Here is a 15,613-nt window from a genome sequence, read left to right on the forward strand (position 1 = left end):
CCTTGACCTCATGGTACGCATCGGGGCTGGTGACCACCTCCAGGCTGTCGTCCTCCAGGGTCACGATATCCTCGGGCTCGGCCTCCAGGGTGGCCTCGATCACCGCCTCTTCCGAGAGGCCCGCGGGGAGCGCCAGGCGCCCCTGCTTGTGAAACATGAAGGCCACCGAGCCGCTGGTGCCGAGGTTGCCACCACTCTTGTTGAAGGCGTGTCGCACCTCGGAGACGGTACGGTTGCGGTTATCGGTGAGGCACTCGACCATCACCGCCACCCCCTCCGGTCCATAGCCTTCGTAGATGCACTCCTCCATGGCGTCGCCGTCGATATTGCCCGCGCCACGATCGATGGCGCGCTGCACGGTGTCCTTGGCCATATTGCTGGAGAGCGCCTTGTCGACGGCGGCGCGCAGGCGCGGGTTATCCGCCGGGTCAGGGCCACCCTGGCGCGCGGCCACGGTCAGTTCACGAATCAGCTTATTGAAGATCTTGCCGCGCTTGGCGTCCTGAGCCGCCTTGCGGTGCTTGATGTTGGACCACTTGCTGTGCCCAGCCATGCTCTTCTCCTTAGCTTCAACATGACACCGGCGCCCCTCGGGCGCCGGTGTGATCACTTCGGGTCGCAGCCGCCGTTACTCGCCGGCGGTCTCCGCCCTCGCCTTCTGCCGCAGGCGGATATTGAGCTCCTTGAGCTGGTCGCCACTGACCTCACCCGGGGCGTCGGTCATCAGGCAGGCCGCGCTCTGGGTCTTGGGGAAGGCGATCACCTCGCGGATGGTACGTCCGCCGGTCATCAGCATCACCAGCCGGTCGAGACCGAAGGCCAGGCCGCCGTGGGGCGGAGCACCGTACTGGAGGGCGTCGAGCAGGAAGCCGAACTTCTCGCGAGCCTCCTCTTCGCCGATGCCGAGGATCTCGAAGACCTGGCGCTGCATCGCCTGATCATGGATACGAATGGAGCCGCCGCCCAGCTCGGTGCCGTTGAGCACCATGTCATAGGCCCGCGAGAGCGCCCCGGCGGGGTTCTCCTTGAGCTCCTCGGGGCTGCAGGCCGGTGAGGTGAAGGGGTGGTGCAGCGGGCTCAGGCGGCCATTGTCGTCGGCCTCGAACATGGGGAAATCCACCACCCACAGCGGCGACCACTCCTGGGTATAGAGGTCGAGGTCCTCACCCAGCTTGACCCGCAGCGCGCCGATCGCCTCGTTGACGATGCGTGTCTTGTCGGCACCGAAGAAGATGATGTCGCCATCCTCGGCACTCACCCGCTCGAGCAGCTCCTCGACCACGTTCTCCATGAACTTGACGATGGGCGACTGCAGTCCCTCGAGGCCCTTGGCACGCTCGTTGACCTTGATCCAGGCCAGCCCCTTGGCGCCGTAGATGCCGACGAACTTGGTGTACTCGTCGATCTCCTTGCGGGAAAGCTTGGCTCCGCCCGGCACCCGCAGGGCGGCCACGCGACCGTCGTCGGCACTGGCCGGGCCGGAGAAGACCTTGAAGTCGACCTGCTTCATCAGGTCGTCGACGTCGGTAAGCTCGAGCGGAATACGCAGATCGGGCTTGTCGGAGCCGTAGCGGTTCATCGCCTCCTGCCAGGTCATCCGCGGGAAGTCGGGAAGCTCCACGCCGAGCACGTCCTGGAAGAGTTGGCGAATCATCGCCTCGGTGATGCCCATGATGTCCTCTTCCTCCACGAAGGAGGCCTCGAGGTCGATCTGGGTGAACTCCGGCTGACGGTCGGCGCGCAGGTCCTCGTCGCGGAAGCACTTGGCGATCTGGTAGTAGCGATCGAAACCCGCCACCATCAGCAGCTGCTTGAAGAGCTGCGGCGACTGGGGCAGCGCGAAGAAGCTGCCCGCATGGGTACGGCTCGGCACCAGATAGTCACGGGCACCCTCGGGGGTGGCGCGGGTCAGGATCGGGGTCTCGATATCGAGGAAGCCCTGCCCCTCGAGGTAGGCCCGCACGCTGTGAGAGATGCGTGAGCGCAGACGCAGCTTGTCGATCATCTCGGGGCGACGCAGGTCGATATAGCGGTGCTTGAGACGCACCTCCTCGCCCACCTTGCCGTGCTCGTCGAGCTGGAACGGCGGCGTGGCGGCGGTATTGAGCACCTCCACCTGCTTGGCCAGCACCTCGATCATGCCGGTGGGCATGTTGGGGTTCTGCGTGCCCTCGGGGCGCAGCCTCACGCGGCCCTGGATGCGCAGCACGAACTCGCTGCGGGCGCGGTCGGCATTGGCGAAGGCCTCGGCGGTGTCGGGGTCGACCACGACCTGGGCGATACCATCACGATCGCGCATGTCGAGGAAGATCACGCCCCCGTGGTCACGGCGGCGGTGAACCCAGCCGCACAGGGTGACCGTCTGGTCCACCAGGGTCTCGTTGAGCTGGCCGCAATAATGGCTGCGCATGTCGTGTCCTGTTCTGTTGCGTGGTGTAAGTCAAATAGTGTTCGAGTTAGGGGGTCGAACCGCTAGGGGGTGGCGGGCCCGAGGGCCGCCACCCCATCCTGCTAGTCTGGCGTGGCGCCCGAGGAGGCGCCGCCATCATCGGCAAGGTTCTTCTTGTTGCCGGACTTGAAGTCGGTCTCGTACCAACCGTCACCGGCCAGGCGGAAGCCGGCAGCGGAGACCAGGCGGATCAGCGCCGAGGTCGTGCAGGCGGGACAGTCGGTCAACGGCTCGGCGCTCAACTTCTGAAGCTTTTCGAGGCGATGGCCGCAAGCCTTGCACTCGTATTCGTAGATGGGCATGGTTTGATCACTCCAAATCGTCACTACCCAGTTCAGGACGCGGTCGGGCCCGGCCCGACCCCAATGGATATGGGGCCGAGTGTGGCGACTTCCAAGCCTGCCAAAGCGCGCTATTATAGCGCGCCTCATACCTGTGCGGGCAAGGCGCCCCTCATCCAACGAGGAAACCTGTAATGAAAGCCGTCCTTCTCGATGCCGCAAGCCTCGGTCCCGATATCGACCTCGCTCCCCTTCACGAACAGGTAGACGAGCTGGTGGTGCACCAGCGCAGCACCACTCACGAGGCCCAGACCAGGCTGGCAGATGCCGAGGTCGCCATCGTCAACAAGGTGGTCCTGGATGCCACGACAATTGAGGCGCTGCCCTCCCTGAAACTGATCTGCGTGCTGGCCACGGGCACCAACAATATCGACATGGCCACGGCTCGGCGCCTGGGGATAGAGGTCAGGAACGTGACGGGTTACGGCACCGCCAGCGTCGCCCAGCACACCCTGATGCTGCTGCTGACCCTGGCCAATCGCCTGCCGCTCTACGGGCGCGATGTGACGGCAGGTCGCTGGAACGAGAGCCCCTTCTTCTGCCTGATGGATCATCGCACCCTGCAGCTCGAAGGGAAGCATCTGGCCATTGTCGGGCAGGGGGAGCTGGGGGGGCGCGTGGCCCAGCTCGCCGAGGCCCTGGGCATGCGGGTGACCTTCACCGCCAGGCCTGGCAACGAGGCTCAGGATCAGCGTCCCGGCCTCGCCGAACTGGCCCCGGAGGTCGACGCCATCAGCCTGCACTGCCCACTCAATGAAGCGACCCACCACCTGGTGGGTGGCGATCTGCTGGCCAGGGTCAAGCCCGGCGCCCTGCTGATCAACTGTGCCCGAGGCGGCATCATCGACGAGGTCGCGGCCCTGACGGCCCTTCGCGAAGGGCGCCTCGGCGGGCTGGCGGTCGATGTGCTCCCCGAGGAGCCACCTCGTGATGGCCACCCGCTGCTTGATGCCTTGAATGAACCGCTCAACCTGATCGTCACGCCCCACAATGCCTGGATCACCCCCGAGGCACGCCAGAATGTGGTGACACTGACGGCCAACAACCTGAGTGACTGGAAGCGGGGGCAGTGATCATGCAGCAGCTCGACGACTCACCAGGCGAGGCCTGGGGCGACAGCGCCCCTCGGTTCCACTGCTATAACTTCGGCTCCATCAACCTCGATCATGTCTATCGCGTGCCCCACCTGGTGGCACCGGGGGAGACACTGGCGAGCCATGACTACAGCGTAGGGCTGGGTGGCAAGGGCGCCAACCAGTCACTGGCCATGGCCCGGGCCGCCGGGACAGTCAGCCACTGGGGTCGCCTGGGGCGGCAGGATGTCTGGGCTCGTGACGCCCTGTCCCGGGCCGGCGTCGACGTCGAGCATGTGACGCTGCTCGATGGGCCCAGCGGCCACGCCATCATCCAGGTCGATGACCGAGGCGAGAACGCCATCATCCTGTTCTCGGGGGCCAACCATGGCACCACCCAGCAGGAGCTGGCCACACTCGTCGCCACCACCCAGCCGGGCGACTGGTTGCTGCTGCAGAACGAATGCAGCGGCCTCGAGACGCTGATCCCCCTGGCCGTCGAGCATGGGCTGAAGGTAGCCTTCAACCCGGCGCCCATGGATGACAATGTGGCTAGGCTCCCGCTTCATCTGTGCTCACTGCTCTTCGTCAACCGCACGGAGGCCGCCCTGCTCGTCGGGCTCCCCGTGGAGAGCCGTGCCCAGGCGCTGCTCGACGCCCTGGCACAGCGACTGCCCGAGGCCGAGATAGTACTGACCCTGGGGGGAGAAGGCGCCTGGCACCAGCGACACGGCATGTGCCGACATCAGCCGGCGCTACCGGTCGTGGCCGTCGACACCACCGCGGCCGGCGACACCTTCATCGGCTACTACCTGGCGGCGCTTCAGGCTGGCAGGTCGATCGACGACTGCCTGCGTCATGCCGCTACCGCCGCGGCCCTCGGGGTGCAGCGGTCCGGCGCTGCGGAGAGCATCCCCACCCTCGATGAAGTCCAGCGCGCCCTGCAACAGGCCCCTGTCTCCCCCGATGCCCCCGTCGACCCTCAAACCCCGTAAACCCGGAGAGTAATGTGACCCACTCCATCATCTTTGATACGGACCCGGGCGTGGACGATGCCCAGGCCATCGCCATTGCGCTGCGCCACCCGGAGATCGACCTGCTTGGCATGACGACCACCTACGGCAACGTGGATGTCGAGACCGCCACCCACAATGCCCTGCTGCTCGCCGAGCTGGCCGGGCGCGAGATTCCCGTGGCCCAGGGCGCCGCGGCACCACTGATCAAGCCGCGCCATGCCCCTCCCGCCCATATTCATGGCGCCAACGGCCTGGGCAATATCACGCTGCCGACGGTAAGCGGTCGAGCGGAAAGTCGATGTGCCGCGCAGTTCATCGTCGATACGGTGAATGAGCGCCCTGGAGAGGTGACCCTGGTCGCCGTTGGCCCCCTGGGCAATCTGGCCGCGGCGCTACAGCTCGACCCGACTCTTGTCGACAAGGTGAAGGGCGTGGTCGTTATGGGGGGCTCCATCCGTGAAGGGGGAAATGTGACCCCCGTGGCCGAAGCCAACATGTTCAATGACCCGGATGCCGCGGCTCGGGTGCTTACCGCTGGCTGGCCGTTGACCCTGGTGGGCCTGGATGTCACCCATCGCTGCGTGCTGACTCCGGCCCATATGGCGCGGATCGAGGCCGGCCAGGGCGAACTCGGCCGGGTGCTGGCAGGCAGTTACGCCTTCTATCGCGACTTCTATCAGTCGGCTCTGGGCATCGACGGCTGCTGCCCCCACGATAGTTGCGCCCTGGCCTGGCTGCTGCGCCCGGAGCTGTTCACCACCTCACGGGGCCACCTCTCGGTGGTGACCGAAGGGGCCGCCGAGGGCCAGACACTCTTCGCACCCGAGGGACGTGGCTTTATCGAGGAGCGCTGGTCGCGCACTCCGCTGGTGGATGTGTGCGCCGGGGTCGAAGGCCAGGCCGTCAGCGACTGGATCGCCGAGGTACTTGCCTGAGCCGTCAATCTCCCGCCTAGCCGGTACGAAAGTCATCCGGGGCATGCGTCTCGACAACATTGAACTCCACATGGGTAACCCGGGCATGCTCCGGGCCCCTCCAGAGCCACTCACCGACCTCCCGGACCGCTTCGGGTCGGCCGCAAAGCAGCACCTCCACCCGGCCGTCGGGCAGATTGACCGCATGGCCGGTCAGGCCCTGCTGCAACGCCTGCTCCTGGGTGGCACGGCGATACCAGACGCCCTGAACCTTGCCGGTCACCAGGGCCTTTACGCAGGTCGTCTCCATGACGCGCTCCTTGTCGATACATCTATGATGCCCTTTTCTACCAGCCGGGCCTCATCGCGGCCAGCCGCTGAGGTCATGACCCAGATGAATGGCTCAGGTCGCGATCTGGGGGCTGGCTGACTAGGCCGACGGGCTCTTTCCCGCCGGGCTTTCGCTTTCCATGCTCTTGCTTGCTGGACCTTCGGCGTCGCCTCGAACACTCTCCAGCAGTTCGCGCTTGACCTCCACGGCGGTGACCCGAGGTACCAGGGGCCTGCCTCTCGCGATTAGGTGACAGCGAGTAAAGGCCGCCCCGAACAAAAGTATTAGAGAAGAATAATACACCCAGAGCAGGATCATCACCACCGACCCTGCCGCTCCGTAGGTGGAGGCGGTGGCCGTGTGAGAGAGATAGAGGGCGATCATCGACCGGCCTACCGCAAACAGCAGTGCCGTGACCACGGCTCCTACCATGACGTCTCGCCAGCTCAGCACTACATCGGGAAGCACCTTGAAGATGGTCGCGAACAGCAGCGAAATGATCACCAGCGAGACCAGGAATTCGGCCCCGGTGGTCAGCGCTCCCACATAGGGCAGCAGCGTGTCGGCGGCCTGCAGGGTAGCGCGCAGCATGACGCCAAGTACCAGCGACACCAGCAGGATGAAGCCGATGGAGAGCACCACGGTCAGCGACAGCAGACGATTCTTGATAAACACCAGGGCGCTGTTGGCGCTGGGGCGTGCGGTCACTCCCCAGATGGTATTCAGCGAGAACTGCATCTGGGCGAACACGGTGGTGGCACCCACCAGCAGGGCCCCTACCCCCAGCAGGCTGGGCAGCAGCCCCGACTCCTCGATGCGCGACTGGGCGACGGCAGCCTCGATGGCCGCGGCGGTATCATGCCCCATGGTGCCCTGTAGCTGAGCCACCACCTGGCCATGGGCCGCCTCCTCGCCAAGCACCAGGCCGATCACGGTGACCGCGATGATGATGGTGGGCGCCAGGGAAAATAGCGTGTAGAAGGCCAGCGAACCCGCGTAGCTGAACGCGTTGCGTTCAAGCCATAGCTGGACCGCCCCTCGCGTCACTCGCCACCAGAAGATCACCTCGGTCTTGAGCCGGGCGAGCGACAGCTCTTTCGCTTCAAACATCGAACTTCCTTGCTTCGCTGTGATGTAGTCACAGGATAGCCGAACCCCGCCCCGGGCGTCTCGTCCGCTCCCGGTACATTGCAAGCCATCGGGGTGGCTAACATAATGGCTGGGTCACTCCATCACAGGCCTGCCATGACCCCTTGCACGGACGCCATTTCCGATAGCCCCGATTTCGACTGCCTGGTCTTTATCGGCCGCTTCCAGCCGCCCCATCTGGGGCATCTCGCGGTCATTCATGAGGCCCTGAAGCGTGCCAGGCAGGTGATCGTGATGGTGGGGTCGGCCTGGCAGGCGCGCTCGCTTCGCAATCCGTGGCGCTTCGACGAGCGCAGCGCCATGCTGCGCAGTGCCTTCGATGTCGAGGAGAATGAGCGGCTGGCCGTGGTGCCACTGCTCGACGCCCTCTACAACAATGATGTCTGGGTGCGTGATGTACAACGCAAGGTGCGTGATATTGCCAGCCCCCAGGGAGCGCGCCTGCCGCGTATCGGGCTGATCGGGGCCAGCCGCGGCCAGTCCAGTTATTACCTGGCGCTGTTTCCTCAATGGGAGTCGGTGAGCGTGCCGCTGGTGGAGGGGATCTCCGCCAGCCAGATCCGCGAACGGCTATTCCACTCCAGCCCGTCGGCCGGCGACTACCTCAGTACCGGGGCCTTCCACGACCTGCCACCCGGCGTCATCGACACCCTCCACGCCTTCTGCGCCGGCAATGACTACCGTCAGCTGATCGAGGAGCAGGTACTGCTCGATCAATATCGCAGCGCCTGGGCCCAGGCGCCCTACCCGCCCATCTTCGTTACCGTCAACGCGGTGGTCGTGCAGTCGGGGCATGTGCTGCTGGTCAGGCGCACATCGGCGCCCGGCAAGGGGCTTTACGCCCTGCCGGGGGGCTTCATCAACCCTCACGAGCGGCTGCTGGATGCGTGCCTGCGGGAGCTACGCGAGCGGGTGCGCCTCAAGGTGCCGGAACCGGTGCTCAAGGGCTCGTTGCGGGGCCAGCGCCTGTTCGACGAGCCGCATCGCAGCTGGCGGGGGCGAACACTGGCCGAGGCCTTCTACTTCGCCCTGCGCCCCGAACAGCAGCTGCCTCGTCTCAAGCCGGTGCAGGGTGGCGATCATGCACGCTGGGTGGCGCTGGCCGATCTCGATCCGGAGAGCCTGTTCGAGGATCACTTCTTTATCATTCAGGACTTCCTGGGCCTGCCCGCCGATTTCGGCATGCCGTGAGTCGTGAAAGAGTCGAACCCTGTTGTAGATCGATCCCTGTTTTAGTCAGCCCTGAAGAAAGTCGCGCGGCAGTTTCTGCATCTGCTTCCAGAGCTTCTCGACGCCGGGCTTGTGTACCAGGGAGCAGCGATAGAGACGTATCTCCAGCGGGATGTCCCACTTCTCGTCGCCGGCCCGGACCAGCCGGCCATCTCTTAGCTCTTCGCGGATGCAGAAGTCGGGAATCCAGGCCAGCCCCATGCCCTGCATCACCATGCCCTTGAGCCCTTCCGCCATGGCGGTCTCATAGACGGTGCGCAGCCGCAGTCGCAGGGGGTCGTTCTTGAGCAGCATGCGTACGCTGCGCCCCAGGAAGGCGGCTCGGGTATAGGAGAGGTAGGGAATCGGCTCCTCGGCTTGCAGGGGGAAACGCGGCTCACCCTCCTCGTCCGGTAGACACACCGGTGCCATCTTGACCTGCCCGATGGAAAACGAGGGAAACACCTCGGAGTCCAGCTGCATGGTGGCGTGGGAGTCGTGATAGGCCAGCATCAGATCACAGTTGCCTTCGCGCAGCACATGGATGGCCTCCCCCACGTTCATGGCCACCAGTCGCGTGGGAAGCTCGCCGATGCCCTGCTGCAGACGCGAGATCCAGGGCGGAAAGAAGCTCAATGCGAGGGAGTGGGCGGCAACGATGTCCAGTGCTTCGTTGGCCATGGCCAGGCCCCGCAGATGCCCCAGGCTCTCGTTGAGCTGCTCGACCAGGTTGCGCGCCGTGATCAGGAATAGCTGCCCTTCAGGGGTCAGCCCGACCGGCGTGGTGGAACGGTCGACCAGCGTGGCCCCGACAGCCTGCTCCAGGGAGCGAATACGGCGACTGAAGGCGGGCTGAGTCACATGACGCTGGCGGGCCGAGGCGGAAAAGCTGCGTGTGTTAGCCAGGGCAACGAAGTCCTCTAGCCATTTGGTCTCGAGGTTCACCGTGACTCCCGATTCATGATGAGGGTAACGACCGGACTCGCCGATCACCGCAAGTAATTAATATATCACTGAATTGGCGCCATCAGGTAGGCGGCCCTGGACATCAGCTTGCGCCATAACGGCCGCGATGTGACCTCCTCGACGCTGATCTCGCGGCAGTGACTGAAATCCACCTCGAGCATCTGCTCAACCTGCGCGGCAAACTGGCGATCCGGAAGGAAGGCCGTGATCTCGAAGTTGAGACGGAAGGAGCGGTTGTCGAGGTTAACCGTGCCGACGCTGGCCGCCGCCTGGTCGATCAGCATCACCTTCTGGTGCAGGAAGCCGGGCTGGTAGCGATAGACCCTGACGCCGGCGCGCAACATATCGGGCAGAAAGGAGAAGGCGGAAAGGAACACCAGCAGATGGTCGGGGCGCTCGGGGATCATGATTCGCACGTCCACACCGCGCATGGCCGCCAGGCGCAGTGCATCCTGCACGCTCTGGTCGGGCACGAAGTAGGGACTGGTGACCCAGAAGCGTTCTCGGGCGCTGTGGATGGCATGCTGGACCAGCAGGCTGGCGGTATCTTGCGTATCCGCCGGCCCCGAGGGCACGATCACCACATCATGGCACTCCTCGCAGATGGTGGTCGGTATCCAGGAGAGGTTGATCAGCTCACCGGTCGCCCAGTGCCAATCCTCCCAGAACGCCTCCTGCAGTCCCAGCACGCTGGGGCCGGTAAGCTTGAGATGGGTGTCACGCCATGGGCCGTGACGTGGATGCTGCCCCAGGTATTCGATGCCGACATTGAAGCCGCCGACCCAGCCCTCCTTCCCATCCACCACCACGACCTTGCGATGGTTGCGGAAATTGATCTGGAAGCGATGACGCAGGCCACGCGATGAGCGAAAGGCGTAGACCTCGATCCCCGCCTCGGCGAGATCACGCAGATAGCCCTCGTTCAGCTTGTGGCTGCCTATCTTGTCGTACAGGAAGTAGGCCCGTACGCCACGCTCCACGGCGCGCTGCAGGCACTCCTTGAGTTGCAGGCCCAGGGCATCGTTGCGCACGATGAAGAACTGCACCAGCACATACTCCTCGGCCCTGTCGATACCGGCGAACAGGCTGTCGAACGTCGCCTGACCATCGACCAGAAGCTCGGCCCGATTGCCACTGGTCATGGGCATCTGGGCCAGCTGTTCCACGGCACGCACATCGGGGTCTGAGTTATCGGTCAGGTAGGGGGCGACATGCGAACGGTAGCGTGCCAGCACACGGCGCAACACGCTGTCGCGCTGTCCCCGGGCGGTGACATAACCGTAGAAGCGCGGCTGTCCGAAGATCCAGTAGGCGGGTACCGCCAGGTAGGGAAGCGTGATCAACGAGAGGATCCAGGCGATGGCGCCCTGGGAGGTGCGACTGGAGAGCAGCGCGAGTATCGCCGAGACGATACCTGCCATGTAAAAGGTGAAGATTACCAGCCCTAACAGCCAGGACGTCATGAACTCTCCCTGCAGAAACTCTCGTCACCGGCTGCGCCGGCCGTGATGGCGCGAGCCCACGCCTTCGCGAGGGAGATTCCCGCAACACCTTGTTGGGGAGTCAGCATACCCAAACGACGGCGGCCCCGCCAAGAGGCAGGGCCGCCAGGATCACCGGCAGGCCTCAGGCGCGCTCGGCGATGATCTCCTTCCACTTGGCGGGACCCGTCTGGTGGACCGAGGTGCCCTGGCTGTCGACCGCGACGGTCACCGGCATGTCCTCCACCTCGAACTCATAGATGGCCTCCATGCCAAGGTCCTCGAAGCCCACCACGCGAGCCTTCTTGATCGCCTGGGCCACCAGGTAGGCGGAGCCCCCCACTGCCATCAGGTAGACCGCCTTGTTGTCGCGGATGGCCTCGATGGCGGCTTCACCGCGTTCGGCCTTGCCGACCATGCCCATCAGGCCGGTCTCCTCGAGCATGGTGCGGGTGAACTTGTCCATGCGGGTGGCGGTGGTGGGGCCGGCCGGCCCCACCACCTCGTCGCCAACCGGGTCCACCGGTCCCACGTAGTAGATGAAGCGCCCCTTCATGTCGACGGGCAGTGGCTCACCCTTGGCGATCATGTCGACCATGCGCTTGTGTGCGGCGTCGCGACCGGTGAGCAGCTTGCCGTTGAGCAGCAGGGTGTCACCCGGCTGCCAGGTCTGCACCTCTTCCGGCGTGATGTTGTCGAGGTCGACGCGCTTGACGTTATCCCCTGCCTCCCGCGTGACCTCGGGCCAGTCCTCGAGCTTCGGCGCCGGCAGTGAGGCCGGACCGCTGCCATCCAGGGTGAAGTGGGCGTGGCGAGTGGCGGCACAGTTGGGAATGATGGCCACCGGCTTGTTGGCCGCGTGGGTGGGGTAATCCTTGACCTTGATGTCCAGCACCGTGGTCAGGCCGCCGAGCCCCTGGGCGCCGATGCCACTCCGGTTGACGCGATCGAACAGTTCAAGGCGCAGCTCCTCGGCACGGTTGGTGGCACCGCGAGACTGCAACTCCTGGATATCGATGGGGTCGAGAAGCGCCTCCTTGGCAATCTCCATCGCCTTCTCCGCGGTGCCGCCGATGCCGATGCCGAGCATTCCCGGGGGGCACCACCCTGCCCCCATCTTGGGCAGCTGCTCCATGACCCAGTCGACCACGCTGTCGGACGGGTTGAGCATGGCGAACTTGGACTTCGCTTCGCTACCCCCGCCCTTGGCGGCCACATGCACCTCGACGCTGTCGCCGGGGACAATCTTGTGGTGGATGATCGCCGGCGTGTTGTCGCCGGTATTGCGGCGGGCGCCGTCGGGATCGGCCAGCACCGAGGCACGCAGCACGTTATCGGGGAGCTGGTAGGCGCGACGGACGCCCTCATTGACCATGTCATCGAGGCTCATCTCGGCTTCCCAGCGAATGTTCATGCCCACATGCAGGAAGACGGTGACGATGCCGGTGTCCTGACAGATAGGACGGTGCCCCATGGCGCACATGCGCGAGTTGATCAGGATCTGGGCGATGGCATCCTTGGCCGCAGGGTTCTCCTCGCGCTCATAGGCCTGTGCCATGGCATCGATGAAATCCTTGGGGTGGTAGTAGGAGATATACTGCAGCGCATCGGCAACGCTCTGGATCAGGTCATCCTGACGAATCACGGTCATGGGCAAGGAGCTCCTCGGCTTGTCGGCATGCCCGCATCCTGGCGATATTCCACTGCCGGTAAGCGGGCTGAAACGCGGGCATTATACCCTACCCTGCGGCCTGTCGACATTGTTGCCACCGAAGAGCTGAATAGGCTGTGATGCCATGCAAGATAACGGTATAAGCTACTCCCGGTATCATCACTGACGGTCACCTGGTCCATCGCCTGGCTCCCTAGCCAAGCGCCAGCTGACGCTCCTTGAGATCATTCAGCCGGTCGCGCAGGCGCGCGGCCTCCTCGAACTCGAGGTTCTGGGCGGCCTCGAACATCGCGTCCTCCACTCGGGTCAGTTCCCGCAGCAACTCCTGGGGCGAGAGCTCGGCGGGATCATAGACGGCGGCCGGCTCGGCAACCTTGCGCTCACCGCGACGCCCCTTGCCCTTCTTGCCGGGGGTCTGGGCCGCCTCGAGAATATCCGCCACCGAGCGGGTCACCGTCTGGGGCGTGATGCCGTGCTCCTCGTTGAAGGCGATCTGCTTGGCACGCCGCCGCTCCGTCTCCTCCATGGCACGACGCATGGAGTCGGTCACCCGGTCGGCGTAGAGAATGGCGCGACCATTGGCGTTGCGGGCCGCCCGCCCGATGGTCTGGATCAGCGACCGCTCGTTACGCAGGAAGCCCTCCTTGTCGGCATCCAGGATGGCCACCAGGGAAACCTCCGGAATATCCAGGCCCTCCCGCAACAGGTTGATACCGACCAGCACGTCGAACTTGCCCAGGCGCAGGTCGCGTATGATCTCCACCCGCTCCACGGTATCGATGTCCGAGTGCAGGTAACGCACTCGCACTCCATGCTCATCCAGATACTCGGTGAGATCCTCGGCCATGCGCTTGGTCAGGGTCGTGACCAGCACTCTCTCGCCGGCGGCGGCACGCAGCTGGATCTCGGACAGCAGGTCATCCACCTGGGTGGTGGCCGGCCGCACCTCCAGTTCGGGGTCAAGCAGGCCGGTGGGGCGCACCACCTGCTCCACGACGCTGCCGGCATGCTCGGCCTCGTAGGGGCCCGGCGTCGCCGACACGAAGATGGTCTGGGGGCAGATCGCCTCCCACTCCTCGAACTTCATGGGGCGGTTATCGAGGGCGGAGGGCAGGCGAAAGCCGTACTCCACCAGGGTCTCCTTGCGCGAGCGGTCGCCCTTGTACATGCCCCCGACCTGGGGAACGCTGACGTGACTCTCGTCGATAAGCAGCAAGGAGTCATCGGGCAGATAGTCGAAGAAGGTGGGCGGCGGCTCCCCGGGGTTGCGGCCCGAGAGGTAACGGGAGTAGTTCTCGATGCCATTGCAGTAGCCGAGCTCCAGCATCATCTCGATATCGTACAGGGTACGCTGCTCCAGGCGCTGGGCCTCCACCAGCCGCTCATGCTGTCTCAGCCACTCGAGACGCTCGGCGAGCTCGGCCTTGATCCGGTCGATGGCCCCCAGAATGGTTTCTCTGGGCGTCACATAGTGGGACTTGGGATAGATGGTCATGCGCGGCAGCTGGGCGCGCACCTCGCCGGTCAAGGGATCGAAGAGCCGGATCGAATCGATCTCGTCGTCGAACAGCTCGACGCGCACCGCCTCATCCTCGGCGTCCGCCGGGAAAATATCGATGACATCGCCGCGCACCCGATAGGTGCCGCGCTTGAAGTCGAGGTCGTTGCGGGTGTACTGCAGTTCGGCCAGACGACGCAGGAACTTGCGCTGATCGATCAGCTCGCCTCGCGTGAAGTGCAGGCGCATCTTGAGATACTGATCGGGGTCGCCAAGGCCGTAGATGGCCGATACCGAGACCACGATCAGCGCATCGCGACGCTCGAGCAGGGCCTTGGTGGCGGAGAGCCGCATCTGCTCGATATGGTCGTTGATCGAGGCATCCTTCTCGATGAAGGTATCCGAGGAGGGCACATAGGCCTCGGGCTGATAGTAGTCGTAATAGGAGACGAAGTACTCCACGGCGTTGTCCGGAAAGAACGCCTTGAATTCGCCATAGAGCTGGGCCGCCAGGGTCTTGTTGGGCGCCATGACGATGGTCGGGCGCTGCAGGCGCTCGACGACATTGGCCATGGTGAAGGTCTTGCCGGAGCCCGTGACCCCAAGCAGGGTCTGATGGGCCAGCCCTGCCTCCAGGCCACCCACCAGAGCATCGATGGCCGACGGCTGGTCGCCGGCGGGCTGAAACTTCGAGGCGAGGCGAAAGGGCTTGCTCATGGTCTCTCCGGGTTGGTTCGGCGCATTACGCAGCCGGCGCTCGGGGGTGACCCGGGATCAGGCCTGGGTCACGGCGCGGGTGCTCACTTCCACCGTGGAGCTGGTCATCAGCCGATGGATGGGGCACTTGTGGCTGATCTCCTCGAGTCGAGCGACCTGCTCGGGATCGCTGATGCCATGAAACTGCATCTCGACATCGAGCCGGTAGGTGCCGTGGCGCTCCTCGCTGTCATCACGATGCACCTTGACGCTGATCCCCTCCAGGGACCACCCCTTGCGGCGGGCGTACATCAGTGAGGTGATCGCCTTGCAGGCTCCCAGTGACAGGTCGAAGTAGTCATGGGGGTCGGGGGCGCTCCCCTCGCCACCGAAGGCTCGCGGCACATCGACGAACAGCTCCTCGAAGCCATCGAGTTCTACCCGCTGTCGAAAGATATGGTTGCGTACGCTCTGAATCTCAATGGTCTTCTTCATGCACGCTGCTCCCTGCTTACTTGACCTGGATGGGAAGCCCGAGTGCTTCTACCGCCTTGATCAGCGCCTCGCGCCGGGCACGACCCTCCACCTCGGCGCCGTGACGTCCAACTTCCGCGCTTTCGACGCCGTCGAGCATCATCAGTGCGGTAGTGATGCGGTTGACCTGATCGGCGTCGGTGACGCCCTCGAAGCTCAGCGATTGATGGGCCATGACATGACTCCCGGATTGCCTGGCGTGAATAATGCGGAGATTCTAGCATGAGCCACCCCGGCCAGCAGCGGTTGCAATGTCGCCCCCCCGCCCACATGTATTGGTGTAT

Annotated in this window: 15 protein-coding genes; 4 read left to right on the forward strand and 11 right to left on the reverse strand. The window is 64.6% G+C overall.

Features of this window, described 5'->3' with window-relative positions; all coding sequences use genetic code 11:
- The 3 genes from IOC61_RS01165 to IOC61_RS01175 form a co-directional block, all read right to left on the reverse strand.
- Window positions 1–553, reverse strand: a 553-nt coding sequence (locus IOC61_RS01165; protein WP_195687062.1) for a YebC/PmpR family DNA-binding transcriptional regulator, incomplete at its 3' end; no start/stop codon positions are given.
- A gap of 75 nt (window positions 554–628) precedes the next feature.
- The gene (gene aspS / locus IOC61_RS01170) at window positions 629–2,410 is read right to left on the reverse strand and encodes an aspartate--tRNA ligase (protein WP_195687063.1); all 1,782 of its coding nucleotides are present in this window, start codon (window positions 2,408–2,410) and stop codon (window positions 629–631) included.
- A 101-nt stretch (window positions 2,411–2,511) separates the two neighbouring features.
- Entirely contained in the window at window positions 2,512–2,751 is a 240-nt protein-coding gene (locus IOC61_RS01175) for an FmdB family zinc ribbon protein (protein WP_195687064.1), read from the reverse strand.
- A 173-nt stretch (window positions 2,752–2,924) separates the two neighbouring features.
- Here IOC61_RS01175 and IOC61_RS01180 point away from each other — a divergent pair, with 173 nt between their 5' ends.
- The 3 genes from IOC61_RS01180 to IOC61_RS01190 are packed head-to-tail and all read left to right on the forward strand — an operon-like array spanning window position 2,925 to window position 5,814.
- Window positions 2,925–3,863 (forward strand): D-2-hydroxyacid dehydrogenase, encoded by a 939-nt coding sequence (locus IOC61_RS01180; RefSeq protein WP_195687065.1) that lies wholly within the window; start codon window positions 2,925–2,927, stop codon window positions 3,861–3,863.
- 2 nt (window positions 3,864–3,865) lie between these two features.
- Entirely contained in the window at window positions 3,866–4,858 is a 993-nt protein-coding gene (locus tag IOC61_RS01185; RefSeq protein ID WP_195687066.1) for a ribokinase, read from the forward strand.
- A 14-nt stretch (window positions 4,859–4,872) separates the two neighbouring features.
- Window positions 4,873–5,814: a nucleoside hydrolase gene (locus tag IOC61_RS01190; RefSeq protein WP_195687067.1), complete on the forward strand. Its 942-nt coding sequence runs from the start codon at window positions 4,873–4,875 to the stop codon at window positions 5,812–5,814.
- Between the two features lie 16 nt (window positions 5,815–5,830).
- On the opposite strand, the gene IOC61_RS01195 is transcribed toward IOC61_RS01190, so the two are convergent.
- Window positions 5,831–6,103, reverse strand: a complete 273-nt coding sequence (locus IOC61_RS01195; protein WP_195687068.1) for an acylphosphatase — start codon at window positions 6,101–6,103, stop codon at window positions 5,831–5,833.
- Between the two features lie 120 nt (window positions 6,104–6,223).
- Window positions 6,224–7,234 carry a YihY/virulence factor BrkB family protein gene (locus IOC61_RS01200; protein ID WP_195687069.1) on the reverse strand — a complete coding sequence of 337 codons (1,011 nt, stop codon included), beginning with the start codon at window positions 7,232–7,234 and terminating at the stop codon, window positions 6,224–6,226.
- 135 nt (window positions 7,235–7,369) lie between these two features.
- Between IOC61_RS01200 and IOC61_RS01205 the strand changes: the two genes are divergently transcribed.
- The gene (locus tag IOC61_RS01205) at window positions 7,370–8,464 is read left to right on the forward strand and encodes a bifunctional nicotinamide-nucleotide adenylyltransferase/Nudix hydroxylase (RefSeq protein ID WP_195687070.1); all 1,095 of its coding nucleotides are present in this window, start codon (window positions 7,370–7,372) and stop codon (window positions 8,462–8,464) included.
- Between the two features lie 45 nt (window positions 8,465–8,509).
- Here IOC61_RS01205 and IOC61_RS01210 read toward each other — a convergent pair whose 3' ends face one another.
- The 6 genes from IOC61_RS01210 to IOC61_RS01235 all read right to left on the reverse strand — a co-directional run bounded on the left by IOC61_RS01210 (window position 8,510) and on the right by IOC61_RS01235 (window position 15,504).
- On the reverse strand, window positions 8,510–9,427 hold the full coding sequence (locus IOC61_RS01210) for a LysR substrate-binding domain-containing protein (protein WP_195687071.1): 918 nt from the start codon (window positions 9,425–9,427) through the stop codon (window positions 8,510–8,512).
- 65 nt (window positions 9,428–9,492) lie between these two features.
- Window positions 9,493–10,911: a cardiolipin synthase gene (gene cls, locus IOC61_RS01215; RefSeq protein ID WP_195687072.1), complete on the reverse strand. Its 1,419-nt coding sequence runs from the start codon at window positions 10,909–10,911 to the stop codon at window positions 9,493–9,495.
- 163 nt (window positions 10,912–11,074) lie between these two features.
- On the reverse strand, window positions 11,075–12,580 hold the full coding sequence (locus tag IOC61_RS01220) for a fumarate hydratase (protein WP_195687073.1): 1,506 nt from the start codon (window positions 12,578–12,580) through the stop codon (window positions 11,075–11,077).
- A gap of 214 nt (window positions 12,581–12,794) precedes the next feature.
- The gene (uvrB, locus tag IOC61_RS01225; protein WP_195687074.1) at window positions 12,795–14,816 is read right to left on the reverse strand and encodes an excinuclease ABC subunit UvrB; all 2,022 of its coding nucleotides are present in this window, start codon (window positions 14,814–14,816) and stop codon (window positions 12,795–12,797) included.
- Window positions 14,817–14,873: 57 nt separating this feature from the next.
- Window positions 14,874–15,290: an OsmC family protein gene (locus tag IOC61_RS01230; RefSeq protein ID WP_195687075.1), complete on the reverse strand. Its 417-nt coding sequence runs from the start codon at window positions 15,288–15,290 to the stop codon at window positions 14,874–14,876.
- 16 nt (window positions 15,291–15,306) lie between these two features.
- A complete protein-coding gene (locus IOC61_RS01235) occupies window positions 15,307–15,504 on the reverse strand; it encodes a hypothetical protein (RefSeq protein WP_195687076.1) in 198 nt (65 codons plus the stop codon).
- Between the last annotated feature and the right edge of the window lie 109 nt (window positions 15,505–15,613).

This window comes from Halomonas sp. KAO (assembly GCF_015595025.1).
Lineage (GTDB): Bacteria > Pseudomonadota > Gammaproteobacteria > Pseudomonadales > Halomonadaceae > Halomonas.